The 25283-nt window shown below is 65.2% G+C and carries 25 protein-coding genes; 15 read left to right on the top strand and 10 right to left on the bottom strand.

Features of this window, described 5'->3' with window-relative positions:
• Positions 1 to 148: 148 nt before the first annotated feature.
• From dnaJ to AC0L3J_RS03325, 7 genes are all read left to right on the top strand, one after another.
• A complete protein-coding gene (dnaJ, locus tag AC0L3J_RS03355) occupies positions 149 to 1285 on the top strand; it encodes a molecular chaperone DnaJ (RefSeq protein WP_456766948.1) in 1137 nt (378 codons plus the stop codon).
• Between the two features lie 88 nt (positions 1286 to 1373).
• Positions 1374 to 1973: a class I SAM-dependent methyltransferase gene (locus tag AC0L3J_RS03350; RefSeq protein WP_007598495.1), complete on the top strand. Its 600-nt coding sequence runs from the start codon at positions 1374 to 1376 to the stop codon at positions 1971 to 1973.
• Positions 1974 to 2030: 57 nt separating this feature from the next.
• Entirely contained in the window at positions 2031 to 2609 is a 579-nt protein-coding gene (locus AC0L3J_RS03345; RefSeq protein ID WP_473345916.1) for an NADPH-dependent FMN reductase, read from the top strand.
• A gap of 6 nt (positions 2610 to 2615) precedes the next feature.
• A complete protein-coding gene (gene pyrF, locus AC0L3J_RS03340; protein ID WP_473345915.1) occupies positions 2616 to 3326 on the top strand; it encodes an orotidine-5'-phosphate decarboxylase in 711 nt (236 codons plus the stop codon).
• A 23-nt stretch (positions 3327 to 3349) separates the two neighbouring features.
• A complete protein-coding gene (locus AC0L3J_RS03335; RefSeq protein WP_027566211.1) occupies positions 3350 to 3661 on the top strand; it encodes a DUF1330 domain-containing protein in 312 nt (103 codons plus the stop codon).
• A gap of 259 nt (positions 3662 to 3920) precedes the next feature.
• The gene (gene dapB / locus AC0L3J_RS03330) at positions 3921 to 4736 is read left to right on the top strand and encodes a 4-hydroxy-tetrahydrodipicolinate reductase (RefSeq protein ID WP_473345914.1); all 816 of its coding nucleotides are present in this window, start codon (positions 3921 to 3923) and stop codon (positions 4734 to 4736) included.
• Between the two features lie 80 nt (positions 4737 to 4816).
• Positions 4817 to 5440, top strand: coding sequence for a 2,3-bisphosphoglycerate-dependent phosphoglycerate mutase (locus tag AC0L3J_RS03325; RefSeq protein WP_007598504.1), 624 nt, complete (start codon positions 4817 to 4819; stop codon positions 5438 to 5440).
• 170 nt (positions 5441 to 5610) lie between these two features.
• Here AC0L3J_RS03325 and AC0L3J_RS03320 read toward each other — a convergent pair whose 3' ends face one another.
• Positions 5611 to 6507 (bottom strand): methylated-DNA--[protein]-cysteine S-methyltransferase, encoded by an 897-nt coding sequence (locus tag AC0L3J_RS03320; RefSeq protein ID WP_007598507.1) that lies wholly within the window; start codon positions 6505 to 6507, stop codon positions 5611 to 5613.
• A gap of 56 nt (positions 6508 to 6563) precedes the next feature.
• Positions 6564 to 7097 carry a DUF2244 domain-containing protein gene (locus AC0L3J_RS03315; protein WP_473345913.1) on the bottom strand — a complete coding sequence of 178 codons (534 nt, stop codon included), beginning with the start codon at positions 7095 to 7097 and terminating at the stop codon, positions 6564 to 6566.
• Between the two features lie 22 nt (positions 7098 to 7119).
• On the opposite strand from AC0L3J_RS03315, the gene nth reads away from it, so the two are divergent.
• The 3 genes from nth to AC0L3J_RS03300 are packed head-to-tail and all read left to right on the top strand — an operon-like array spanning position 7120 to position 10660.
• On the top strand, positions 7120 to 7872 hold the full coding sequence (nth, locus tag AC0L3J_RS03310; protein WP_473345912.1) for an endonuclease III: 753 nt from the start codon (positions 7120 to 7122) through the stop codon (positions 7870 to 7872).
• Between the two features lie 36 nt (positions 7873 to 7908).
• Positions 7909 to 9045: an HlyD family secretion protein gene (locus AC0L3J_RS03305; RefSeq protein WP_473345911.1), complete on the top strand. Its 1137-nt coding sequence runs from the start codon at positions 7909 to 7911 to the stop codon at positions 9043 to 9045.
• On the top strand, positions 9032 to 10660 hold the full coding sequence (locus tag AC0L3J_RS03300; RefSeq protein ID WP_456766955.1) for an MFS transporter: 1629 nt from the start codon (positions 9032 to 9034) through the stop codon (positions 10658 to 10660). The genes AC0L3J_RS03305 and AC0L3J_RS03300 overlap by 14 nt, the downstream gene beginning before the upstream one ends.
• Before the next feature lie 6 nt (positions 10661 to 10666).
• Here the strand turns inward: AC0L3J_RS03300 and AC0L3J_RS03295 are convergent, their stop codons facing one another.
• A complete protein-coding gene (locus AC0L3J_RS03295; RefSeq protein ID WP_473345910.1) occupies positions 10667 to 11407 on the bottom strand; it encodes a sulfate transporter family protein in 741 nt (246 codons plus the stop codon).
• Between the two features lie 192 nt (positions 11408 to 11599).
• Here AC0L3J_RS03295 and AC0L3J_RS03290 point away from each other — a divergent pair, with 192 nt between their 5' ends.
• Complete coding sequence (locus AC0L3J_RS03290) at positions 11600 to 12793, top strand: CaiB/BaiF CoA transferase family protein (RefSeq protein WP_473345909.1); 1194 nt, start codon at positions 11600 to 11602, stop codon at positions 12791 to 12793.
• A complete protein-coding gene (locus AC0L3J_RS03285; RefSeq protein ID WP_473345908.1) occupies positions 12790 to 13734 on the top strand; it encodes a hydroxymethylglutaryl-CoA lyase in 945 nt (314 codons plus the stop codon). Before AC0L3J_RS03290 ends, AC0L3J_RS03285 begins: the two co-directional genes overlap by 4 nt.
• Before the next feature lie 186 nt (positions 13735 to 13920).
• Here the strand turns inward: AC0L3J_RS03285 and nikR are convergent, their stop codons facing one another.
• The gene (gene nikR / locus AC0L3J_RS03280; RefSeq protein WP_473345907.1) at positions 13921 to 14367 is read right to left on the bottom strand and encodes a nickel-responsive transcriptional regulator NikR; all 447 of its coding nucleotides are present in this window, start codon (positions 14365 to 14367) and stop codon (positions 13921 to 13923) included.
• A 182-nt stretch (positions 14368 to 14549) separates the two neighbouring features.
• A complete protein-coding gene (locus AC0L3J_RS03275; RefSeq protein ID WP_473345906.1) occupies positions 14550 to 16985 on the bottom strand; it encodes a heavy metal translocating P-type ATPase in 2436 nt (811 codons plus the stop codon).
• 50 nt (positions 16986 to 17035) lie between these two features.
• Here AC0L3J_RS03275 and AC0L3J_RS03270 point away from each other — a divergent pair, with 50 nt between their 5' ends.
• Positions 17036 to 17311 (top strand): metal-sensitive transcriptional regulator, encoded by a 276-nt coding sequence (locus AC0L3J_RS03270; protein ID WP_007598521.1) that lies wholly within the window; start codon positions 17036 to 17038, stop codon positions 17309 to 17311.
• 59 nt (positions 17312 to 17370) lie between these two features.
• Here AC0L3J_RS03270 and AC0L3J_RS03265 read toward each other — a convergent pair whose 3' ends face one another.
• Positions 17371 to 18339: a YiiX/YebB-like N1pC/P60 family cysteine hydrolase gene (locus AC0L3J_RS03265; RefSeq protein WP_473345905.1), complete on the bottom strand. Its 969-nt coding sequence runs from the start codon at positions 18337 to 18339 to the stop codon at positions 17371 to 17373.
• A 192-nt stretch (positions 18340 to 18531) separates the two neighbouring features.
• On the opposite strand from AC0L3J_RS03265, the gene AC0L3J_RS03260 reads away from it, so the two are divergent.
• Positions 18532 to 19920 carry a flavin monoamine oxidase family protein gene (locus AC0L3J_RS03260; RefSeq protein WP_473345904.1) on the top strand — a complete coding sequence of 463 codons (1389 nt, stop codon included), beginning with the start codon at positions 18532 to 18534 and terminating at the stop codon, positions 19918 to 19920.
• A gap of 157 nt (positions 19921 to 20077) precedes the next feature.
• On the opposite strand, the gene AC0L3J_RS03255 is transcribed toward AC0L3J_RS03260, so the two are convergent.
• From AC0L3J_RS03255 to pheS, 3 genes are read right to left on the bottom strand one after another with little or no spacing between them, the layout of a single operon-like run.
• The gene (locus tag AC0L3J_RS03255; RefSeq protein WP_473345903.1) at positions 20078 to 20848 is read right to left on the bottom strand and encodes a sulfite exporter TauE/SafE family protein; all 771 of its coding nucleotides are present in this window, start codon (positions 20846 to 20848) and stop codon (positions 20078 to 20080) included.
• Between the two features lie 23 nt (positions 20849 to 20871).
• Positions 20872 to 23280: a phenylalanine--tRNA ligase subunit beta gene (gene pheT, locus AC0L3J_RS03250; protein WP_473345902.1), complete on the bottom strand. Its 2409-nt coding sequence runs from the start codon at positions 23278 to 23280 to the stop codon at positions 20872 to 20874.
• Positions 23277 to 24359 (bottom strand): phenylalanine--tRNA ligase subunit alpha, encoded by a 1083-nt coding sequence (gene pheS / locus AC0L3J_RS03245; RefSeq protein WP_456766966.1) that lies wholly within the window; start codon positions 24357 to 24359, stop codon positions 23277 to 23279. Before pheS ends, pheT begins: the two co-directional genes overlap by 4 nt.
• Before the next feature lie 150 nt (positions 24360 to 24509).
• On the opposite strand from pheS, the gene AC0L3J_RS03240 reads away from it, so the two are divergent.
• On the top strand, positions 24510 to 24920 hold the full coding sequence (locus AC0L3J_RS03240; protein WP_473345901.1) for a hypothetical protein: 411 nt from the start codon (positions 24510 to 24512) through the stop codon (positions 24918 to 24920).
• A 1-nt stretch (position 24921) separates the two neighbouring features.
• Here AC0L3J_RS03240 and rplT read toward each other — a convergent pair whose 3' ends face one another.
• A complete protein-coding gene (gene rplT / locus AC0L3J_RS03235) occupies positions 24922 to 25281 on the bottom strand; it encodes a 50S ribosomal protein L20 (RefSeq protein ID WP_007598538.1) in 360 nt (119 codons plus the stop codon).
• Positions 25282 to 25283 lie beyond the last annotated feature (2 nt).

The following is a 25283-nucleotide window of genomic DNA, read 5'->3' as shown; positions in this document are numbered from 1 at the left end:
CGGCCCCGTTACGATCGATCAATTCCCAGCCGTTATTCTGAATGCTGCCGTGCAATCCTCTGCCGCGAGGCGGAAGGCTGCCTATATCGTTGCATGGCGACGTTGCTTCGCTCCGACTTGAATCGCGATCGGATAGACTGAGCTCATCATGTCCACGTCCACCAAGCGCTGCTACTACGAAACCCTCGAAGTCGAACGCGATGCCGACGATTCCGTCCTGAAATCGTCGTTCCGCAAGCTGGCGATGAAGTTTCACCCCGACCGCAATCCCGGGGACGACACCAGCGAAGTCAAATTCAAGGAAATCAACGAGGCCTACGAGGTCCTGAAAGACAAGGACAAGCGCGCCGCCTATGACCGTTACGGCCATGCCGCCTTCGAGCAGGGCGGCGGCGGTGGCGGCCCCGGTTTCGGCGCGGGCTTCGCCTCCTCTTTTTCCGACATTTTCGAAGATCTGTTCGGCATGGCCGGACAGCGCGGCGGCCGTGGCGGCCGCGAGCGCGGCGCCGATCTGCGCTACAACATGGAAATCACGCTCGAGGAAGCTTTTGGCGGCAAGACCGCGCAGATCGAGATCCCGGTCTCGGTCACCTGCGAAGCCTGCTCGGGCATCGGGGCCAAGGCCGGCACCAAGCCGAAGACCTGCTCGACCTGCGGCGGCGCCGGACGCGTACGGCAGTCGCAGGGCTTCTTCACGCTGGAGCGGACCTGTCCCGGCTGCCAGGGGCGCGGCCAGATGATCGAGGACGCCTGCCCGTCCTGCTCGGGTCAGGGGCGTGTCACCCGCGAACGGAATCTGTCGGTCAACATTCCCCCTGGAGTCGAGGACGGCACCAGGATCAGGCTCGCCGGCGAGGGCGAGGCCGGGGTCCGCGGCGGCCCGCCCGGCGACCTCTACATCTTCCTGTCGCTGGCCCAGCACCAGTTCTTCCAGCGCGACGGCGCCGATCTGCATTGTCGTGTGCCGATCTCGATGGTGACGGCGGCGCTTGGCGGCGAATTCGAGGTGCCGACCATCGAGAAGGGCAAGACCAAGGTGAAGGTCCCCGCAGGGACGCAGTCCAGCCGCCGATTCCGCATCGCATCAAAAGGCATGCCGGTGCTGCGCTCGCGCCAGATGGGCGACATGTATGTTCAGGTCGTGGTCGAGACCCCGCAAAATCTCACCAAGAAACAGCAGGAATTGCTGGCCGAGTTCGAAAAACTCTCCTCCGGCAACACCCAGCCGGAATCCGAGGGTTTCTTCACCAAGGTCAAGGATTTCTTCGGTAATCGGGCAAGTTGACGCGTCTTGACCGTGCCGCCTTCGGCCTATACGTCTTTATGACCATTTTCTGACACGCCGCGGTCACGCGGTCCCGGCCGGTCCCGACATGCCATTGCCATCGTCCGCGCGTGCGTTGAAGAAGCCCCGTCTCGATGACGAGGTGCGTTTTCTCCGGTCATGGATTGAAAAGCCCCTCCACATGGGCGCGGTGATGCCGTCGGGCAAGCTGCTGGCCCGGACCATGGCCCACTACGTCGACGTCAATTCGGACGCACCGGTGGTCGAGCTCGGGCCCGGCACCGGCGCCATCACCTCGGCCCTGGTCGAGCGCGGCGTCGACCAGAAGCGTCTCGTCCTCGTCGAGTACAATCCTGGCTTCTGCGCCCTGCTGCGCGACCGCTACCCGCAGGCCAAGGTGGTGCAGGGCGATGCCTATCGCCTGCGCGACACGCTCTGGAACGTGCTGAGCGCGCCGGCCTCCGCGGTCGTCTCCGGCCTGCCGCTGGTCACAAAACCGATGCTGACGCGGCTGCGGCTCATTCGCGACGCCTTCACGGCGCTGGCGCCCGGTGCGCCCTTCGTCCAGTTCACCTATGCGGTGGTGCCGCCGATTCCGAAATCGCTGCCCGGCGTGTCCACAGAGGCCTCGGAACGGATTTGGATGAACCTTCCGCCGGCCCGCGTCTGGGTGTATCGCAAGGACTAATTCCGCCGGCATTCCTGTTTGCGTGGCGGGCTCGTTTCGCCGAACGCATGGAAGCGGATGTCCGCACCGAAAATCCTGATCATTCCCGGCTCCCTGCGCACCGGCTCGCACAATGCGAAGCTGGCAGCGGTCGCCGCCTATGCATTCGACCAGGCCGGTGTCGACGTCACCCGCATCTCGCTCGCCGATTTTCCGCTGCCGATCTATGACGGCGACCTGCAGGCCAAGTCCGGTGTGCCCAAGCAAGCGATCAATCTCAAGCGCATGATCGGCGCGCATCACGGCGTGCTGATCGTCTCGCCCGAATACAACGCCTCGGTGCCGCCGCTGCTGAAGAACGCGATCGACTGGGTCAGTCGCGTGCATGAGCTGCACGAGCCGCGCGGCGAGGTGTTCCGCAACCGCGTCTTCGCGCTCGCCGGCGCCTCGCAGAGCCGGCTTGGCGCGGCTCGCGCGCTGCAGGCGTTGCGGCTGATCCTGACCTCCTGCCACGCCAATGTGATTGCCAGCCAGCTGACGCTCGCCTTTGCCGACCAGGCCTATGACGATATGGACAGGCTGAAGCACGAGGGCGATATCGCCGCGTTGAAGGAACTGGTGCGGCAGTTGATCGACATTTCCCAACGCATGATGTGAGGTGACATGACGCCAGCCGAGATTGCCCCGAAAGACCGCCTGATCGTCGCGCTCGATCTGCCCGGCGTTGATGCCGCAGAAGCGATGGTCAACCGGCTCGGCGACAGCGTCACCTTCTACAAGATCGGCTATCGGCTGGCTTATGCCGGCGGCTTGCCGCTGGTCGGCAAGCTCGCCGACAAGGGCAAGAAGGTCTTTCTCGATCTCAAGCTGCACGACATCGGCAACACCGTGGCGCAAGGCGTCGACAGCATCACAAGGCTCGGCGCGACCTTCCTCACGGTGCACGCTTATCCGCAGACCATGAAGGGTGCCGTCGAAGGTCGCGGCAGCTCGAACCTGAAGATTCTCGCCGTCACTGTTCTGACGTCCTACAACGAGGACGATCTGCACGCGGCAGGCTTCCGGCTCGGCGTCTCCGAGCTCGTCGAAGCGCGCGCGCAGCAGGCGCAGGTGCTCGGCATCGACGGGCTGGTATCGTCGCCCGAGGAAGTCGGAGCCTTGCGCAAGATCGTCGGCCACCAGATGAGCCTCGTCACCCCCGGCATCCGGCCGGCGGGCGCGGCGAGCGGCGACCAGAAGCGCATCATGACGCCGGGCCGCGCGATTGCCGCGGGCGCGGACTATCTCGTCGTCGGGCGGCCGGTGGTGGAAGCCACGGACCCCGAGGCGATTGCGCAGGCTATCCAGAGCGAGATCGCCGAGGCACTCGACTAACCAACAACACAGGGAGAAGAACAATGGCAAAAGGCTACTGGATCGGACGCGTCGACGTGAGCAGTGACGAGGGCTACAAGCCCTATGCCGTCGCCAATGGTCCGATCTTCAAAAAATGGGGTGGCCGCTTCGTCGTCCGCGCCGGCAAGTTCACCACCGTCGAAGGTGCCAGCCGCACCCGCAACGTCGTGATCGAATTCCCGGACTACGAGACCGCGATCGCCTGCTACAACTCGCCGGAATACCAGGCCAACATCAAGGTGCGCCAGCCGCACTCCGTCGCCGACCTCATCATCATCGAGGGCTATGACGGCCCGCAGCCGTCAGACGGCTGAGGCTGGGTCTGCGCGCACGCCTCGTCCTTCGAGACGACCGCTCCGCGGTCTCCTCAGGATGAGGCTAAGCAGTATCGGCGCCCGTCGAATTTGTTGCCACGGATTCCGACCTCATCCTGAGGGCCCGCCGTAGGCGGGCGTCTCGAAGGATGGCCGCAAGCGACCGGCGCTCCAGGGAAGGTGGAAGCCCGCCTGCCCGATCACCCTCGGTTGCCGGAACTGCCTCCCCCCGCTACAACGACCGTGAGAGGATCGCACCATGTCCGACATGCGTTTGATTGTTGCTGGAGCCGGCGGCCGGATGGGCCGGGCGCTGACGCGGGCGATTGCCGAAAGTAAAGGCGCGGTGCTGGCCGGCGCGCTGGAGGCGCCGGGCTCGGAGCTGCTCGGCAAGGATGCCGGCGTGCTCGCAGGCCTGCCGGCCAATGGCATCAAACTCTCCGGCGATCTCTGGGCGTTGTCAAAGGATGCCGACGGCATTCTGGATTTCACCGTGCCCGCGGCGACGCTGGCCAATGTCGCGATCGCCGCCGAACGGGGCCTCGTGCACGTGGTCGGCACGACCGGGCTGTCGGGCTCCGACAACGCCGTGATCAAGAGCGTCACCAACCGCGCCGTCGTGGTGCAGTCCGGCAATATGAGCCTGGGTGTCAATCTGCTCGCCGCACTGGTCAAGCGCGTCGCCAAGGCGCTCGACGAGAGCTTCGACATCGAGATCGTCGAAACCCATCACCGCATGAAGATCGACGCGCCCTCGGGGACGGCGCTGATGCTGGGCCAGGCGGCCGCTAGCGGCCGCGGCATCGCGCTCGACGAGCATGCAGACCGCGGTCGCGATGGCATCACCGGCGCGCGCAAGCCCGGCGACATCGGCTTTGCGTCGTTGCGCGGCGGCACCGCGGCCGGCGATCACAGCGTGAGCTTCCTCGGCGCGTTCGAGCGGCTGACGCTGTCGCATCACGCGGAGGATCGCATGCTGTTCGCCCACGGCGCGCTGAAGGCCGCGCTCTGGGCGCATGGCAAGAAGCCGGGGCACTACTCCATGGCCGATGTGCTCGGCCTGTCTGACATCTGAACGAAGCATGATCCGGAAAAGTGTGAAGCGGTTTTCCGACACAATCATGCTTAGACAACGAACGAAACGGAAAGCAGTCAATGAGCGAACGTCTTCTCGTGCTGGTGCGGCACGGCCAGAGCGAATGGAATCTCAAGAACCTGTTCACGGGCTGGAAGGATCCTGACCTCACCGAGCTCGGCGTCAAGGAAGCTTCGGAAGCCGGCCGCAAGCTGAAGGCGCAAGGCCTCGTGTTCGACGTCGCCTACACCTCGGTGTTGACGCGCGCACAGCACACGCTCGACCTCATTCTCGGCGAGCTCGACCAGAAGGGCCTTCCGACGACGAAGAACCTCGCGCTGAACGAGCGCGACTATGGCGATCTCTCCGGCCTCAACAAGGACGACGCCCGCAAGAAATGGGGCGAGGACCAGGTGCTGATCTGGCGCCGCTCCTACGACGTGCCACCGCCCGGCGGTGAAAGCCTGAAGGACACGCTGGCGCGAGCGCTGCCCTATTACGTGCAGGAGATCCTGCCCGGCGTGCTCAACGGCAAGCGCACATTGGTTGCGGCTCACGGCAATTCGCTGCGCGCGCTGATCATGGTGCTGGAAAAGCTCTCGCCCGAAGGCATTTTGAAGCGCGAGCTCGCGACGGGTGTGCCGATCATCTACCGCCTCAATGCGGATTCGACGGTGGCGTCGAAGCTGGATCTGGCGGGCTGAACGAGATTGCATGAGACGCGCGGCACAGCGAGCCAAACTTTCAGTGTCGTCCCGGCGAAGGCCGGGACCCATAACCACCGGATTGAGTTTGGCGAAGACTGGCAGTAGGTCCTCGCGCGGTATCGGTAGATCACGCGGTATGGGTCCCGGCCTTCGCCGGGACGACAATTTTACTGCATCCCCAGCTGCCCGGCCTCCCAGCCCAGCATCGCCTGCTTGCGGGTGATGCCCCAGTGGTAGCCGGTGAGCGTGCCGCTCTTGCCGAGCGCGCGGTGGCAGGGCACGACGAAGGACACCGGATTCTTGCCGACGGCAGCGCCGACGGCGCGTGAGGCTTTCGGGCTGTTGATATTGCAGGCGATGTCCGAATAGGACACCGCGCGGCCCATCGGGATCTTCAGCAGCGTCTCCCACACCCGCACCTCGAAATCGGTCCCAATCATCACCACGCGCAGCGGCTGATCCGGCCGCCAGAGTTTCGTGTCGAAGATGCGCTGCGCCAAGGGTGCGGTACCTTCGTGATCCTCGACGTAAGTTGCGTTCCGCCATCGCCGCGTCATGTCGGCGAGCGCCACCTGTTCCTCACCGGGATCGGCGAAAGCGAGTCCCGACAATCCGCGATCGGTCGCGATCACGATCGCGGTGCCGAACGGCGAGTGATGAAAGCCATAGCGCAGGATCAGCCCCGCGCCGCCGTTCTTCCATTCACCCGGCGACATCGCCTCATGGGTGACGAACAGATCATGCAGCCGGCCCGGACCCGAAAGCCCGGAGTCGAGCGCCGCATCGAGGATGCTCGCGGAGTCCCTGAGCAAGCCCTTGGCGTGATCGAGCGTGAGCGCCTGCATAAAAGCCTTCGGCGTGATCGAGGCCCAGCGACGGAACAAATGGTGCAGCTCGTCCGGCGTGACGCCGGCCGCATCCGCCATCGCCTCGATGGTCGGCTGGGCGCGCCAGTTTTCCGAAATGAAGGCGATCGCCCGGCGCACGGAATCATAGTCGCGCATCGCGGCGTTCTGGGAGCCCGGCCCGGCCAGGCGCTGGTCATGTATCGCGAGTGTCATCATGACCACAAATGTAGGAGAGGGCAGGGTGGGAAACCACCCGATTTCCGATCCGCAAATCAGGCGATCGGATTGTAGGTCGGGCCGCGCCGGGCGGCATTCAATGCCTCAACCAAACCTTTGTAAAAACTTGCCTTTTCGTCCGGTCCCAGGAAGCGGGCGATCTGGATCTGGTGACCTCGCGAGATCAGATAGAGGTGCTCGATGCCAAAATCCTCGTCGATTTCCATGTCGAGACGGACCCAGAGCGGGTTGAAGGTCCACTCGACCACCTGGCCGTGCTGGCTGACGCGCCGCACGCGCAATTCAGATGGTGTGACCACAATCTCCTCGCTGGCCCGCGCCGCGCGGAAATTGGCTTTGAAGGCCCACCAGATCACCAGCACATCGAGGCCGAAGAAGCCGAACACCGGCCAGGCGCCCATCATCAGGAAGACGAGGCCGGTGACGAAGCTGACGGCGCTCAGGAACAGCATCACGGCGAGGAAGCCGGTGCGGTTCAGCGAGCGGTGCGGCGTCAGGCGCGCGGAAAAGATCTGAGGCTCGGCCTCGCTTCCGGATCGTTCGCGCGCAATTTCGTTGCCTGTGCTCATCGTCCCTCAGTATATCCCGATCATGGCGAAAATCACCCGCAAGCCGGCCCCGCGCAAAACGTCCGTGCCGAAGAAAAAGGCGAAGGCGGCCGCCGCGAAGCCTAAGGCCCCCGGCAAGAAATCCCTCAAGGCCATGAAACCCTGGACGCCGCCCGAGGTCCACGAGGTCTTCAGCCGTTTCCGCAAGGCCAACCCGGAGCCGAAAGGCGAGCTCGAGCACGTCAATCCGTTCACGCTGCTGGTTGCGGTGGTGCTGTCGGCGCAGGCGACCGATGCCGGCGTCAACAGGGCGACGCGCGCGCTGTTTGCGATCGCCGACACGCCGCAGAAGATGCTCGACCTCGGCGAGGAACGCCTGCGCGAGTACATCAAGACCATCGGGCTCTATCGCACCAAGGCGAAGAACGTGATCGCGCTGTCGGCGAAGGTGCTCAGCGAGTTCGGCGGCGAGGTGCCGCGCACGCGCGCGGGGCTCGAGTCGTTGCCCGGCGCCGGTCGCAAGACCGCCAATGTCGTGCTCAACATGGCCTTCGGCGAGCACACCATGGCGGTCGACACGCATGTCTTCCGCGTCGGCAACCGGACCGGACTTGCGCCCGGCAAGACGCCGCTGGAGGTCGAGCTCGGTCTCGAAAAGGTGATCCCGGCCGAGTTCATGCTGCATGCCCATCATTGGCTGATCCTGCATGGCCGCTATACTTGCCTCGCGCGCAAGCCGCGCTGCGAGGTATGCCTGATCAACGATCTCTGTAGGTGGCCGGAGAAGACGGTCTGAGACTGGCGTTCGGGGAAGTGGTTTTTGGAGTCTAGCGTGAGTCAGCAGGAACAAATCCCGTCGTCGCCACCTGTTGCCACGCCGGCGCCGCCACCGAAGCCCTCGCAGCGACCGCCGAGCTCCCTGTGGAGCCGGCTCGCGATTCCGCTGTTCGCGGTGATCGTCGCGCTCGGCTTCGTCGCGCTGGCAACGCAGCGCTTCGACGAATGGGTCGGCAATTCGGTGGTCCAGACCACCAACGACGCCTATGTGCGCGCCGAGCTGACGCGGCTTGCCAGTCGGGTCTCCGGCGAAGTGCTGACCGTCGGCGTCACCGACTTCCAGCGCGTCAAGGCCGGCGATCTCCTGATCCAGATCGATCCTGCCGACTATGAGGCGCAAGTCGCGCAGTCCGAAGCGGCGGTCGCCGCCGCGCAAGCCGTGCTCGACAATCTGGCCAATCAGATCGAGCTGCAATATGCGACGATCGCGCAGGCGCAAGCCGCGCGGCTCTCGGCTGAAGCCGTGGAGGTCGAGGCGCGGCAGGAGCAGGAGCGTCAGCAGTCGCTGTCGCAGACCGAATCCGGTACCCGGCAGCGCTTCGAACAGGCGGTCGCAGGCTATGCCAAGGCGCAGGCCGATGTGCGCGCGAGCCGCGCCGTGATCGCGGCCCAGCAGCACCAGCTCGAAGTCCTGCAAGGCACCAGGAAACAGCGCGCCGCCGATCTCGAAGCGACCAAGGCGACACTGGCGAGTGCGAAGCTCAAGCTCGGCTACACCAAGATCACGGCACCGTTCGACGGCGTCGTCGGCGAGCGACAGGTCCAGCCCGGCGACTACGTCAACATCGGCACCAACCTCATCAACGTCGTGCCGTTGCCGAAGGTCTATGTGATCGCGAACTACAAGGAGACCCAGCTTACGCACGTTGCGCCGGGCCAGCCGGTCGAGATCACCGTCGACAGCTTCCCGCGCGAGAAGCTGCGCGGCCGGGTCGAGCGCATTGCGCCTGCGACCGGCGCGCAGGTCGCGCTGTTGCCGCCGGACAACGCAACCGGCAACTTCACCAAGGTCGTGCAGCGCATTCCCGTGCGCATCCAGTTCGACGACAACCAGCCGCTGCTGACGCGGCTGGTGCCGGGCATGTCGGTCGTCACCAGCATCGACACCAAGGCCGGCAATGGCGGAAAATGACGATTCCAGTCGCGGACCGCTCTCGCGCGGCGGCGTCGCCCCGCAACCCTTGTTTGCGGTGGCGGCGGTGCTGCTCGGCTCGTTCCTCGCCAATTTCGACAGCCGCCTGACCACGATTGGCCTGCCGGACCTGCGCGGCGCGTTCTCGCTCTCGTTCGACGAAGGCGCATGGCTCTCCACGGCGGGCATCGGCTCGCAGATCTTCATCGCGCCCGCGGTGGCTTGGCTTGCCACCGTATTCGGCCTGCGCCGCGTGCTGGGTATCCCCAGCCTCGTCTATGCCGCGGTCTCGCTGATCATCCCGTTCGTGCACGATTATCCGACATTGCTCGCGCTCAGCGTGGTGCATGGCCTCTTGCTCGGCACCTTCGTGCCGGCGACGCTGATGATCGTGTTCCGCAATTTGCCGATCCGCTGGTGGCTCCCGGCGATCTCGATCTATTCGATCCGCGTCGGCTTCGCGCTTGATACTTCGAGCTCGCTGGTCGGCTTCTATGTCGACCATCTCGGCTGGCAATGGCTGTACTGGCAGAGCGTTCTGATCGCGCCCCTGATGGGCCTGATGGTCTATTGGGGCACGCCGAACGAGCCGGTGAATCGCGCGTTGCTGCGCGAGGCCGATTGGGGCGGCATGCTGCTGCTCGGCGCCGGCGTTTCGATGATCTATGCCGGGCTCGACCAGGGCAACCGGCTGGACTGGCTCGGGTCGGGAACGGTGATGGCGTTGATTATTGCCGGCGCGGTGCTGGTCGCGGGCTTCCTCGTCAACGAGGCCCTGGTGCGACAGCCATGGGCGCATATCAACGTGCTGTTCTCGCGCAATATCGGCCTGGGGCTGGTCCTGATCCTGCTCTACACGCTGACCAGCCTCTCCAACGCGTCGCTGGTGCCGAATTTCCTCGCCACCATCGCCCTGCTCAGGCCGGAGCAGAGTGGCTTGCTGCTGCTGACCTACGGCGCGTTGCCGATGTTCGTGCTGGTGCCGCTTTCGATCTGGCTGCTGCGGCATTTCGATACGCGAACGGTGGTGGTCGTGGGATTTGCCTGCTTCGCCGCCGCCAATCTCTGGGGCACGCAGCTCAGCCATGATTGGGCGCGCGAGGATTTCGCCGGCATCGTGCTGCTCCAGGCCATCGGGCAGTCGCTGACCTTGCTGCCGCTGATCATCACGCTGCTGTCCAATTCCGATCCGAGCCGCGCCACCTCATTTGCCGCCTATATCCAGATCATGCGGCTCGGTGGCGCCGAGATCGGCGTGGCGGTGATGGGGACGTGGCTGCGCGTCCGCGAGCAGATCCATTCCTTCTATCTCGGCCAGAATCTCGGCGTCGGCGACGTCGACGTGGTCCGCATGCTGAAACAGCTCGCCGACCATTTTGCGGCCCATGGCGCCGGCTCGGCCCAGGCCCGCGCGGTCGGTACGCTCGCGGGCTTGGTTCAGCGCGAGGCCAATGTGCTCGCTTATATCGACGGCTTCTGGCTGTGCTTCTGGGTCGCGATGGCCGCGCTCGGCGTCGTCGCGCTGGTCACCCGTGCCCCGCCCGGCCCGTTCACGCCGGCGCCGTTCGGCTTCGCCAGGATGCTCCTGCGCAAATGCGGGGTGTCGGTGAGGTAGACACCCTCACCGCATCTGCCGCGCCGGCTCGATCAGCTCGGGCCGTGGTCCTGAGAGCCGCTTGTGCATGTGGACCATGAAGGCCATGGCGAAGATCGGCGTCGCCAGGTTCACGATCGGGATCGAGACGAAGGCTGCGATGAACAGGCCCGCGGTGAAGATGGTCGCGGCATTGTCGCGCCGCATCGCCTTGGCTTCCTCCGGCGAGCGAAACCGCATCGCCGCGAGCTCGAAATACTCGCGGCCCAGCAGCCATGCCGTGGCGAGGAAGAAGACCAGGAAACCGGCGCCGGCGAAAAGCACCAGCGGCAAGGCGATCAGGTAGACCAGGATCGTCAGCAGCGCGGTCTTGACGCCCTCGTAGATCGCCTGGCTGAACGGCAGCGCGACGCCCGGCCGCTCGGCCGGGTAGTGCTCGCGCTCGACAATGTCGGCGACGTCGTCGACGAACAGGCTCGCCACCAGCGAGGTGATCGCGGGCATCAGGAACACAGCTCCGAACACGACGCCGAGGCCCGCGGCGATCGAAATGATCCAGGACAACACCTCGAGCGATGAGTGCCAGCCCGGACCGAGCAGGCCTTCCAGCCAGGCCTCGCCATAGGTCGCAAACCAGCTCAGCAGCCGCTGCAAGCCGATCGCCAGCACGATGATCAGCACCAGTGCGACGCCGATCGACCGCCACAGGATCGATCGCATCGGCGGCGAGATCATTTGCGACAGCGCCTTGACGGCGGCATCCAGCATGGGAGTTCCTCTCACGAAATCACCCGCGAGAGGTAGACACCCCGGGCCACTTCGGCAAGGGAGATCGGCGGCGCCGCTCATGGCCGGATTGACCGCTCGCATCAACGAAGCCACGATGAATTCGGCAAGACCGTTGCTTCACCAACCCGCCTGACAACAAGCGGAACCCACCGGGCAAAGGAACAGGCGCATATGGCGATGGAAGAATCGGCGGCCGGATTGCCGCTTGCAGGCGTGCGCATCGTCGAGATGACCCACATGGTCATGGGCCCGACCTGCGGCATGATCCTGGCGCAGCTCGGAGCCGACGTGATCAAGGTCGAGCCGCCCGCGGGCGACAAGACCCGAAGCCTGGGGGGCATGGGCACGGCCTTCTTCCCGCTGTTCAACCGCGGCAAGCGCAGCGTGGTGCTGGATTTCGAGAAGTCCGAGGATCGCGACACCATGCACCGGCTGCTGGCGACGGCCGACGTGTTCCTGGAGAATTTTCGCGACGGCCAGCTCGAGAAGCAGGGGCTCGGCGCGGACGAACTGCGCCGCCGGCATCCGGAGCTGATCATCGCCGGCCACAAGGGTTTTCTCTCAGGTCCCTACGAGCACCGCCCCGCGCTCGACGAGGTCGTGCAGATGATGGCGGGCCTTGCCGCCATGACCGGCACCAGCGAAAAACCCCAGCGCGTCGGCTCGTCCGCCAACGACATCATGGGCGGCATGTTCGGCGTGATCGCGATCCTCGCGGCGCTCTATCAGAAGCGCGGGGGAAAACGCGATGGCGCCGACATTCGCATCGGCCTGTTCGAGAACTGCCTGTTCCTGGTTGCCCAGCACATGGTCGAATACGAGATGACCGGCAACAAGCCGCGCTCGATGCCGGAGCGCGAGCATGCGTGGCCGATCTACGACATCTTCGAGACCGCCGGCGGCGAGCGCATCTTCATCGGCGTCGTCACCGAAGGTCATTGGCAGAGCTTTTGCCGCGAGTTCGGCCTGACTGAATTCCTCGATGATCCCGCCTTGCGCACCACGACCGACCGCATCCTGGCGCGCGGGCGGATCATTCCGCGCGCGGCCGGAATCATCAGGCAGTGGGACGTGGCGAAACTGTCGCAGAGGCTCGATGCGCTCAACATCTGCTTCTCGCCGATCAACCGGCCCGAGGATCTCTTCGCCGATCCGCATGTGCTGCGGCCGGGTGGGCTCGTCAACAATGTAACGGCCGACGGCAAGCCGTTCCGGGTGCCGGCGTTGCCGATCGAATGGAATGGCAGCCATATCGGCGAAGGCCTGAAGGTCGCGCCGCTCGGGGCCGACACCGCGGCCGTTCGCGCCGAGATCGACAATGAAAATGAAGACGCCACGTCAAAAACAACAGGGAGGCGCGGATGAGCCGGATCCAGGAGATTTACCCCGCGGAGCGCGTCAGCCTGCGCGAAGTCGGCCTGCGCGACGGGCTCCAGCTCGTGAAGAAAATTCCCTCGACCGACGCCAAGCAGCGCTGGGTGCGCGAGGAATATGCCGCCGGTGTGCGCCATTTCGAGGTCGGCTCGTTCCTGCCGGCGAAGACTTTTCCGCAATTCGTCGATGTTCGCGATGTCGTCGCGACCGTCGCTTCATTGTCCGGCGCGCATGGCATCGCGCTTGCGCTCAACGAACGCGGCGTCAACGAGGCGCTGGCGTCCGGCGTCGGCGAGATCGCCTCGGTGGTCTCGGCAACGGAAGAGCACAGCCAGGCCAATGCGCACCGCTCGCGCGAGTCCGCGATCGCCAATCTGAAACGCCTGTGCGAGTTGCGCGATGCCACCAGCCACAAGCCGCTCGTCAACGCGGCGATCTCGATGGCGCTGGGCTGTTCGATCACAGGCGCGGTTGATCCCGCGGAGGTGCTGCGGCTGGTCGACAAATGCCTGGAGGCTGGTGTCGATTTCGTCGGCATCGCCGACACCGTCGGCTATGCCGGGCCGAAGCAGGTGGCGGAGCTGACGCGCGCCGCGGTGAAGCTTGCAGGGTCAAAGCCGATCTGCATCCATCTTCACGACACCCGCGGCATGGGCATCGCGAACGCGGCCGCCGCGCTCGACGAAGGCGCGCGTATCCTCGACGGCTCGCTCGGCGGCCTTGGCGGCTGCCCCTTCGCGCCCGGTGCGACCGGCAATGTCGTGTTCGAGGATGTCGTCTTCCTGTGCGAGAGCAAGGGTTTTCCGACCGGCATCGATTTGGAGAAACTGATCGCGGTGCGCAGGATCCTGCGCGAGGAGATGCCGAATGAGCAGCTCTACGGCGGCCTCGCCCGGGCGGGGCTGCCGGGTGGGAGCGCGAAGGCGGCGTGATCCTTTTTCCCTTCTCCCCCTGTGGGAGAAGGTGGCGCGAAGCGCCGGATGAGGGGTTTGCTTCCGCGAATTCAAGTCGAGAGAGACGAGTTAGTGGAGACATACCCCTCACCCGTCTCGCCGCTTCGCGGCGATCCACCCTCTCCCACAGGGGGAGAGGGAAAAAGGCCGCGGTGCTAGTCCAACCTACTCATGCCGGTGCGCCTGCTTCCGCGCCTTCGCCTGCTTGCCTTCCCCCGTTGGAATCATCACCACACGCCCATAGCGCACGCCGCGTTCGGCGATGATGTGGTCGGCGAAATGTCTGACCTCGGAGGCGTCGCCGCGCAGTGCCGTCATCTCCATGCAATTGTTGTCGTCGAGATGGACGTGCAGCGTCGCCAGCGCGAGGTCGTGGTGACCATGGAATTCCTGCAACAGGCGTTTTGAGAGATCGCGGCCGGCGTGGTCGTAGACATAGACGAGACCGGCGACGCAAGGACCCGTCTGTGCGGTGTCTTCGCTGCTCTGTTGCAAGCCTGCGCGTGCGAGGTCGCGGATGATCTCGGAGCGGTTCTGGTAGCCGCGCGCTTCCGCCGCAGCGTCGATCTCCGCCAGCAGATCGTCTTCGATCGTGATCGTAATTCGCTGCATCAGGTCCTCGCTGCGTGTGGCGCTGTTCTTTACCTCGCCCCGCTCGCGGGGAGAGGTCGGGATTCAAGCGTAGCTTGAATTCCGGGTGAGGGGGACTCTCCACGAGTCCAACTGTTAGCGGTAATGTGGAAACACCCCTCACCCCAACCCTCTCCCCGCAAGCGGGGCGAGGGAGTCCACTGTCACAGCCGCGTTGCCCGCAGCCGCAGCGCATTCCCGACCACGCTGACCGAGGACAGCGCCATCGCGGCCGCGGCGATGATCGGCGACAGCAGCACGCCGAAGGTCGGATAGAGGATGCCGGCCGCGATCGGAATGCCGGCGGCGTTGTAGATGAAGGCAAAGAACAAATTTTGCCGGATGTTGCTCATGGTCGCCTGCGACAGTTTTCGCGCCCGCACGATGCCGGTGAGATCGCCCTTCAGCAGCGTGACGCCGGCGCTCTCCATCGCCACGTCGGTGCCGGTGCCCATGGCGATGCCGACTTCGGCCGCGGCCAGTGCCGGCGCGTCGTTGACGCCGTCGCCGGCCATCGCGACGCTGCGGCCGGCCTTCTGCAGCTTCGTCACCACCGCGCTCTTCTGATCCGGCAGCACCTCGGCCTCGACATCGGCGATGCCGAGCCTGCGCGCCACGGCCTCCGCCGTGGTGCGGTTGTCGCCGGTCAGCATGATGACCTTGATGCCTTCGGCCGCGAGTGCCTTCAGCGCCTCCAGGGTCGAAGCCTTGACCGGATCGGCGATCGCGAACAGGCCGGCAAGCCGGCCGTCGACCGCCATGTTGATCACGGTCGCGCCATCGCCGCGCAGCCGTTCGGCCTCGCCATCGAGCGCTTTGGTGTCGATGCCGATCGACGTCAGATATTTGGCATTGCCGAGCACGATGGTTTTGCCGTCGACCTTGCCGGTGGCGCCCTTGCCGGTCGGCGAATCGAATTGTTCGACCTGGCCGAGCGCGAGCTGCTTCTCCTTCGCCGCGCGCATGATCGCGTCGGCCAAAGGATGCTCGCTGGCGCGTTCGACGCTGGCGGCCATGCGGAGGATGTCGTCTTCCGCAAAACCGGCCGCCGGCACGATCGCGACCACCTTCGGCTTTCCCTCGGTCAGCGTGCCGGTCTTGTCGACCACCAGCGTGTCGATCTTCTCCATCCGCTCCAGCGCCTCGGCGTTCTTGATCAGCACGCCTGCTTGCGCGCCGCGGCCGACGCCGACCATGATCGACATCGGGGTCGCCAGGCCAAGCGCACAGGGGCAGGCGATGATCAGCACGCTGACGGCGGCGACGAGGCCGAAGGCCAGCCGCGGCTCCGGCCCGAACCAGGCCCAGGCCGCAAAGGCAGCGACCGCTACCGCGATCACCATCGGCACGAACCAGCCCGCGACCTGGTCGGCGAGGCGCTGGATCGGCGCGCGCGAGCGCTGCGCGTCCGCGACCATCTGCACGATCTGCGACAGCAGCGTCTCACGCCCGACCTTGTCGGCGCGCATGATGAAGCTGCCGGACTGGTTGAGCGTGCCGGCGATCACCTTCGCGCCCGTCTCCTTGGTCACCGGCATGGATTCGCCTGTGACGAGCGACTCGTCGAGCGAGGAACGGCCTTCCAGAATGACGCCGTCGACCGGCACTTTTTCGCCCGGACGCACGCGTAAGCGGTCACCGGCATGAAGTGCGTCGATCTCGACCTCGTGCTCGCCGCCGTCAGCATCGACGCGGCGCGCGGTTTTCGGGGCGAGCTGCAGCAGCGCCTTGATCGCACCCGAGGTCGCGTCGCGGGCGCGCAGCTCCAGCACCTGACCGAGCAGCACCAGCACGGTGATGACCGCCGCGGCCTCAAAATAGACCGCGACCGCGCCTTCATGGCCGCGGAAGGTGGCCGGGAAAATCTGCGGCGCGATGGTGCCGATCAGGCTGTAGACATAGGCAACGCCCGTGCCCATCGCGATCAGCGTGAACATGTTGAGGTTGCGCGTCAGCAGCGACTGCCAGCCGCGGACGAAGAACGGCCAGCCGGCCCACAGCACCACAGGCGTGGCGAAGACGAGCTGGATCCAGTTCGACAGCGTCGCATCGATCCAATTGTGCGGGCCCGCGAGATGGCCGCCCATCTCCAGCACCACTGCCGGCAAAGCCAGCGCGCCGCCGATCCAGAACCGCCGCGTCATGTCGGCGAGTTCGGGGTTGGGGCCGGTCTCCAGGCTCGCCACTTCCGGCTCCAGCGCCATGCCGCAGATCGGACAGCTTCCGGGCCCGGCCTGGCGGATCTGCGGATGCATCGGGCAGGTGTAGATCGTGCCCGCGGGCATCTCGGGCTCGGGCGTCTTGTCCTTTGCGAGGTACTTTGCGGGATCCTCGGCGAACTTGGTGCGGCAGCCGGCCGAGCAGAAATGGAAGGTCGCACCGTGATGGTCGAAGCGGTGTTTTGAGGTCGCGGGATCGACGGTCATGCCGCAGACGGGATCGCGGACTTTTGCCGCGGCGCCGTGGTCATGCGCGTGATCGCCGTGCGCGCCGCAGCAGGCGGCAGCGGCGGGCTTGTCGACCGGGGCAACTTTACTGGAACAGCCGCATCCGGAATGTGTTTCCGGCTTGTGATGGTGCTCGTGTTCGGCGTCGTTCATTGCCACGCTCCGGCCTTGCAAGTTATACCCTGGGGGGGTATATAGTCCGCATGCGCAAGGACATCAAGGCATCCGTCGGAAAACGTCTCGGCCGGATCGAGGGGCAGGTTCGCGGCCTCTCGAAAATGGTCGAGGAAGACCGCTATTGCATCGACATCGTCACGCAGATCTCGGCGGTGCGCGCCGCGCTGCGCCGGGTCGAGGAAGAGGTTTTGAAAGATCACGTCGCCCATTGCGTCGAGCATGCGATCGCGAGCGGCGACAAGGCCGATCAGCGCGAGAAGATCGCGGAGCTGATGGCGGTGATCGGGCGGGCGGAGCGGTAGGTCGCCGTCATTGCGAGGATTGCTTCGCTGCGCTCGCAATGACGATGTTGGAGGGACGGCTACGCCGCCATCTCCAGCGCATGTCCCCGCGCGCGGTACTTTGCGAGATCGTTCAGCAGCACAAAATGCTCGGAGAAGGCAACGCTCATCTCCGCAGCCGCCTCACGCATCACTTCTTCAGCCGGAACCGGCGCCTCTTCGTCAATCGCTTCAGGAACGAGCGGCGGCGCACTGAACGTTTCTGGAAACACACCGAAGGTGCCGGCTACCTCCTCGAGCGGCTTCTGCTTGTCGGCCCAGTGCAAGGCGGTGTAGTCGAAGCCGTGCACGATGGTGGGTTTGACGACTTCGAAATAGGGCGAGATGTCGAAGTCGCGGGGCATGTAGAGCGAGGAATCGCGGATGTGCAGGATCTCGCGGCGGGCAGCACGGCTGCCGGCCTTGGTGATCTTGGGCAGGATCGGGTAACGCACGGCGTCGAACGCCTGCGCGATTAGCGCCGAGCAGATGATCTTGGTGGGATCGCCCGAGCCGATCGAGATCATGCGGCGCCGCCAGCGCTGCGGGATCGGCAGCGGAAACAGAAAGCGCATCAGGTCGACGATGTTCTTGGTGTCGTAGCCGAAGCCGATGCGGTTGATCGCATAGCGGCAGACCGTGGTGCGATCCTCATAGGACAGCCCGACCGGGCGGCAGACGCGGGTGTGATAGGGGAAATATTTCGACAGCGGCGCGGAGGTGACGCCTTCGCCGATATTGGCCTCGATCAGCACGTGCGGCTCGCCGTCAGGCTCTTCCGCGCCCTCGATCGGGCCGACATAGAGTGCGCCGTGGGACCAGGTCGACTGCGTCAGATATTTGATGATGCCCGAGATGCGGTTGTTGCCCTCGACCAGCAGCACGTCGCCGGGCTCGATGACGCCGCGCAGATGCTCGGGGTCGCTCGGCGTGAACGGCTCATAGCCCGGCACCTCCTTCGAGAGGTACGCGGCAATCAGCTTGCCGACTGAATCCAGGACCGTCCCCATTTCAAAACTCCCCCACGGCCTTTTCCGGCCGTCTTTTTCTCTTCTCTACCATGGTCTGAACGTGTTGCAATTCGGTTCATCGCTCCGTGACATCAAGCACGATTGATTCACCATGATGGTTGCCGCGCAACATCAGATACGGCAAGGTTCGCTAGCTGTTCCCGTTTGCTGCAAGTCTCCGGAAACCATGCCATGACAATCACGCGCCGCAGCTTCCTATCGGCATCGGCGGGCCTTGCTGCGATGCCGGTCCTGCGCGCAACCGCCGCGCCCCTGCCGCGCGAGGCTGACATTGTCGTGATCGGCGCGGGCGCGGCCGGAATTGCCGCGGCGCGGCGCATCATGGCGGCCAATCGCAAGGTCGTGGTGGTGGAAGCTGCGTCGCAGATCGGCGGCCGCTGCATCACGGATACGACCACCTTCGACACGCCGTTCGATCGCGGTGCGCGCTGGATGCACAATCCCGACACCAATCCGATGATCCGGCTGGCGCGCAGCGCCGGGCTCGACGTTCTGCCGGCGCCGTCAGGCCAGAAGATGCGCATCGGCCGCCGCAACGCACGCGCCGGCGAGACCGAGGAATTCCTGGCGGCGCTGGTGCGCGCCAACCGCGCCATCGACGAGGCCGCGCGCGGCAAGCTCGATACCGCCTGCGCCTCGGTGCTGCCGAAGGACCTCGGCGACTGGGCCGGCGCGGCCGAGTTCATGCTGGGCGCGAGCTTCGCCGGCAAGGACCTGAAGGAGTTGTCTGCGATCGACAAGGCGCGGGCACAGGATCGCAACGCCGCGATCGCCTGCCGCCAGGGCCTGGGGACCCTGATCACCAAACTCAGTGAGCAGGCGCCGGTCGCGCTGTCGACACCGGCGAGCCGAATCGTCTGGAGCAATCGCGACGTCAGCGTGGAGACACAGGCCGGCAAGATCGCCGCACGCGCCGCCATCATCACGGTCTCGACCAATGTGCTGATTTCGGGCGCGATCAAATTCGGGCCTGACATTCCGAAGCGCACGCTCGATGCCGCATCAAAGCTCACGCTCGGAAGCTACGATCACATCGTGCTGCAACTGCCGGGCAATCCGCTCGGCCTGTCGCGCGACGACATCCTGATCGAGCAGAGCAACTCGACGCGCACGGCGCTGATGTTCGCCAATATCGCCGGTTCCTCGCTATGTTCGATCGATGTCGGCGGCTCGTTCGGCCGCGATCTCACCCAGCAGGGCGAGAAGGCGATGACGGCCTTCGCCAGGGAATGGATCACGAAGCTGTTCGGCAGCGAGGTCGCCGCGGCCGTGCAGAAAGCCAGCGTGACGCGCTGGAACGCCTCGCCCTTCGTGATGGGTGCGATGTCGGCGGCCTCGCCCGGCGGTCAGCTCTCGCGAAGAATCCTTGCCGAGCCGATCGGCAACATGTTCCTCGCTGGCGAAGCCACGCACGAGACGCTGTGGGGCACCGTCGACGGCGCCTGGGAAAGCGGCGAGCGCGCCGCGGACGCGGCCTTGCGCAAGATCGGCGCGCTGAAGGACGAGCCGGCCGATGTGCCGACGCAGTCGACGAAGAAGCGCAGGGCGCCGCGGCAATAGGGTAATTGATTCAGCCGTCGTCCTGGACAAGCGCAGCGCAGATCCAGGACCCATTACCCCACGAAGTGGTTTGGCGAAGAGTTGTGGTTGTCAGTCGCGCTACAAACGCTGACCGGGGTAATGGGTCCTGGCTTTCGCCAGGACGACTAAGGACAATTCAGCGTAACACCCCATCCAGCGCCGGCAGCCCGGCGACCACCGCGATCGCGATCAGCCCATAGCAAATCGCGCGAAACACTTTCTCGCTGGCACGGCCGAACAGCGACGCACCGAAGGCGACGCCGATCGCATAGACTGGTCCGACGATGAGCGAGAGCACGAGCGATTCGCGGCTGATCAGTCCTGTGGTCGCGTAGCTGACCATCGAGAAAAAATCAGACGCGCCAAAAAACAGCAAGATGTTGGCGCGCGCGACGATCGATGCGACCGGGCGGCCGAGCCAGTAGCCGACGATCGGCGGGCCTCCGGTCTGGGCGAGGCCGCTGCAGAAGCCGGAGAGGCTGCCGATGCCGACCGAGAGCCAGGCGTGGTCCCTGCCGCGATAGCGCCAGCCCGACAGCAACAGCAGCAACAGCGCGGCGACGAAGCAGGAGATGATCCATCGCGTCGTGACGGGTTCGAGCACGCTGAGGAAATAGGTGCCGACGGGCACGCCGACCAGCGCGCCCAGCACGATCACGGCGGTGGCCTTGCGGTTAGCCTTGCGCCAGGCGTCGGGCAGCAGCGGCGCGGCCGCGACGAAATCGATCACGAGGAGCAGCGCGGCAACCAGACGCGGCGCCGCGATGCTGCTCGCCAGCGGCATGAAGATCAGGGCCGAGCCGAAGCCGGAGAAGCCGCGCGCGGTGCCCGAAACGAAAGCGACGGCGCAGAGCGCCATCGCAACGGTGAGGCTGACGTCCTTTGGAAGAAAGTCAGTGAGATTCATGCTCTATGATTTCTCGAGCATGATCATGCTCTCAAAGTGCCGCCGGTCTTCTTCGTCACCTCCGCCACGATCTTCGCGGCGACGGCCTCGATCTCCTCGTCGGTCAGGGTCTTTTCGCGTGGCTGGATCGTCACCGCGATGGCGATCGACTTCTTGCCATCGTCGATGCCCTTGCCTTCGTAGACGTCGAACACGTTCACGGCGGTGATCAGCTTCTTGTCGACGCCCTGGGCCGCGCGCACGATGTCGCCGCTCTTCACGGTGCGATCGACGATGAAGGCGAAGTCACGCGACACCGGCTGGAATGCCGACAGCTCGATCACGGGCTTGGCGCGGGTCGGCTTCTTCTTCGCCTCGGGGATGCGGTCGAGGATCACCTCGAATACCATCAGCGGGCCGCCGGCACTGAGCGCCTCGAGCGCGCGCGGATGCATCTCCCCGAAATAACCCAGCACGTTCTGCGGCCCGATCTGGATCGTACCGGAGCGCCCGGGATGCAGCCAGGACGGGCCGCCCGCGACGATCTGAAGGGCCTGCATCGGTGCGCCGGCGGCGGCGAGCACCGCGAGCGCATCGGCCTTGGCGTCGAACAGGTCAGCCTGCGCCGAACCCGACCAGTGCCGTCCGAGGCCTTGCGACGACGCAAAGCCGCGGCGGACGCCGCTTGCCACCATGAACTGATCCTGCGGGCGATCGCCCTTGAACACCTGCCCGACCTCGAACAGCGCGACATCGCCAAAGCCGCGATCGGCATTGGCCTGCGCCGCCGCGATCAGGCCGGCCAACAGGGTCGGGCGCATGTCGGAGAGATCCGACGCGATCGGGTTGGCGACCTCGAGCTCGCGCTGGCCGCCGCCGAACAGCTTTGCGGCGGACTTGGTGATGAATGACCAGGTCACCGCTTCGATGATGCCGCGGCTCGCCAGCGCGCGCCTGGCGCGGCGGGTGCGGAGCTGGAGCGGGGTCAGCACGGGTTTGCGTGCGTCCTCGCCGCGCTCGAACGGCGTCATCGGCACCTTGTCGACGCCGTGGATGCGGACGACTTCCTCGACGATGTCGGCCTTGCCATGAACGTCGGTCCGCCACGACGGCACCGCGACCTTCACGACCGGGCCCGGGCCCGCCATCATGAAGCCGAGATGGGTCAGGATGCGCTTCATCTCCGGCATCGGCACCTCGATGCCCGAGAGCCGCTTGACCTCGGTGACCGGAAAATCGATCACGCGGTCGTCGCCGAAGGTCTTGCCGACCACGACGTTCTCCGACGGCGTGCCGCCGCACATCTCCATCACGAGCTTGGTCGCGAGCTCCAGCCCCGGCACCATGAAGGCCGGATCGACACCGCGCTCGAAACGATAGCGCGCATCCGAATTGATGCCGAGCTTGCGGCCGGTCTGGGCGATGTTGATCTCGTTCCACAGCGCCGATTCGATCAGCACGTCGGTGGTGGTTTCGTCGCAGCCTGAGGCCTCGCCGCCCATGATGCCGGCGAGCGATTCGACGCCGTGCTCGTCCGCGATCACGCAGATTGCGGGATCGAGATTGTAGCTGCGGCCGTCAAGCGCGAGCAGCGTCTCGCCGTCACGCGCGCGGCGCACCACGAGATTGCCCTTCACTTTCTTCGCGTCGAACACGTGCAGCGGCCGCGCGCGGTCGTAAGTCATGAAGTTGGTGATGTCGACCAGCGCGTTGATCGGACGCAGACCAATCGCGGTCAGCCGCTTCTGCAGCCATTCCGGCGACGGTCCGTTCTTCACGCCACGCACGAGGCGCAGCGCGAAGCCCGGGCACAGCGCGGCGTCTTCGACCGTGACCTTCACCGGGCACGGGAATTCGCCCTTGATCGGCTTGATGGTCGGATCCTTGAACTTGCCCATGTCGGCGGCGGCAAGATCGCGCGCGATACCGTGCACGCCGGTGCAGTCCTGCCGGTTCGGGGTCAGATTGATCTCGACCACGGGATCGCCGAGGCCGGCCCATGCGGCGTAGGCAGCGCCGATCGGCGCATCCGCGGGCAATTCCATGATGCCGTCATGGTCGTTGGAAATCTGCAATTCAGCCGCCGAGCACAGCATGCCGCGGCTCTCGACGCCGCGGATGGTGCCGACACCGAGCGTGATGTCCTTGCCGGGAATGTAGGTGCCGGGCGGCGAAAACACGCTGACGAGACCCGTCCGCGCATTGGGCGCGCCGCAGACGACCTGCACAGGCGCGCCACCGTCGCCGGTGTCGACCATGCACACGCGCAGGCGATCCGCATTCGGATGCTGCTCCGCGGAGATCACCTTCGCGATGGTGAAGGGCTTCAGCGCCTTCGCCTTGTCCTCGATGTTCTCGACCTCGAGCCCGATCATGGTGAGCTTCTCGGCGAGCTTGTCCAGCGGCTCGTCGGTGTCGAGATGGTCCTTCAGCCAGGAGAGGGTGAATTTCACGAGCTCAGCCCTCCCGCGAGGGTCGGTACTTCCAGCGGCTTGAAGCCGTAATGGGAGAGCCAGCGGACGTCGCTGTCGAACAGCTGGCGCAAATCGGCGATGCCGTATTTCAGCATGGCGATGCGGTCGATGCCCATGCCCCAGGCAAAGCCCTGGTACTCGTCGGGATCGATGCCGCAGGCGCGCAGCACGTTCGGATGCACCATGCCGCAGCCGAGAATCTCGAGCCAGTCTTCGCCCTCGCCGAAGCGGATCTCGCCCTTGTCGCGGCGGCACTGGATATCGACTTCCAGCGACGGTTCGGTGAACGGGAAGAACGAGGGCCGGAAGCGCATGTTGATGTGATCGACCTCGAAGAACGCCTTGCAGAACTCGTGCAGGATCCATTTGAGGTGGCCGAGATGGGAGTGCTTGTCGATGACGAGGCCTTCGACCTGGTGGAATTGCGGCGTGTGGGTCGCATCCGAATCGATGCGATAGGTGCGGCCCGGGCAGATCACGCGGATCGGCGGCTTCTGGCTCAGCATGGTGCGCACCTGCACCGGCGAGGTGTGGGTGCGCAACAGCATGCGGGAGCCGTCCTCCTTCGGATGGAAGAAGAAGGTGTCGTGCATCTCGCGCGCGGGATGGCCTTCCGGAAAATTCAGCTTGGTGAAGTTGTAGTCGTCGGTTTCGATATCGGGGCCTTCGGCGACCGAGAATCCCATGTCGGCAAAGATCGTGGTCAGCTCGTCCCAGACCTGGCTCAGCGGATGGATGCGGCCGGCCTCGACCGGCGCATCGCGCAGCGGCAGGGTGACGTCGATGGTTTCCGACGCAAGCCGCGCGTCGAGCGCGGCCGATTTCAAAACGTCGCGCCGCGCGGCGAGCGCCTCGGTGACCTTGTCCTTGGCCTGGTTGATCGCAGCGCCTTGGGTCTTGCGTTCGTCCGGCGACATTTTTCCGAGCGTGGCAAGCAGCGCCGAGATCGAACCCTTCTTGCCGAGGGCAGCGACGCGCACCGCTTCGAGGGCGGCCTCGTCGCCGGCTGCGGCGATCTGGTCGAGGATGGATGTTTCGAGCATTGCGAGGTCGGACACGGTCAAATCCCTGCTGCCAAATTCGGCTGGGTTGTCGCCGCCCGAAGGCCGTAACGTCAAGCGAAAAGCCGGTCATTCGGGCTGACGAGCGGCTGGGTTGAACCTCGCGCGGGAGGCTGGCACCAAGGGGGATACGAGGAGGCTTTCGCGATGCTCTCAAGATCCGGTCTGGCTGCTCTCGCCGTCGTTCTCTTGATCGCGAGCACCCCGGCGCGCGCCATGGTCTGCATGGAGAAGTCGATGACGCTGGACGAGGTCGTCGACGCCATCGCTGCCCAGAAGGGCTGCGAAAGCGCGATGAAAATGTTTCAGGATTGCCAATTGACCGCGAGCGGCGACGTCCAGCTCGGCACCGCCGTCGAGAAGAAATGCGAGGCGGACTTCATGCCCGGCCTCAACATTGCGCGGAAACAGGCTTACCAACGCGAGATGCGCGTGTGCGACCGGAAGTACCGGAATAAATCCGGCACCATGTATCTGTCGTTCACGGCATTCTGCCGGGCGGAGATCGCCCAGCGCTACTCGCAACGCGCGCTGAAGGCCGGCGGAGCCGGCCGTTAGCTCAGGCCGCCAGAGCGGCCTTGGCCTTCTCGGCGATCGCCTGGAACGACGCGGGCTCGTTGATCGCGAGATCCGACAGCACCTTGCGGTCCACGGTGATCCCGGACTTGGCCATGCCGTCGATAAAGCGGCTGTAGGTCAGGCCGAACGGACGCACGGCAGCGTTGATGCGCTGGATCCAGAGTGCGCGGAATGTCCGCTTCTTGCGCTTGCGATCACGGAAGGCATACACGAGAGCCTTCTCGACCGCCGGCTTGGCGGTGCGGATCGTGTTCTTGCGGCGGCCGCGGAAACCCTTGGCGGCCTTGTAGACTTTCTTGTGCTTGGCGTGGGCGGTCACACCGCGTTTGACGCGAGCCATGA

This window comes from Bradyrhizobium sp. Kon37, from assembly GCF_055807535.1.
Note: the sequence above shows the minus strand (reverse complement) of the source record. Positions and strands in the feature narration are given on the sequence as shown.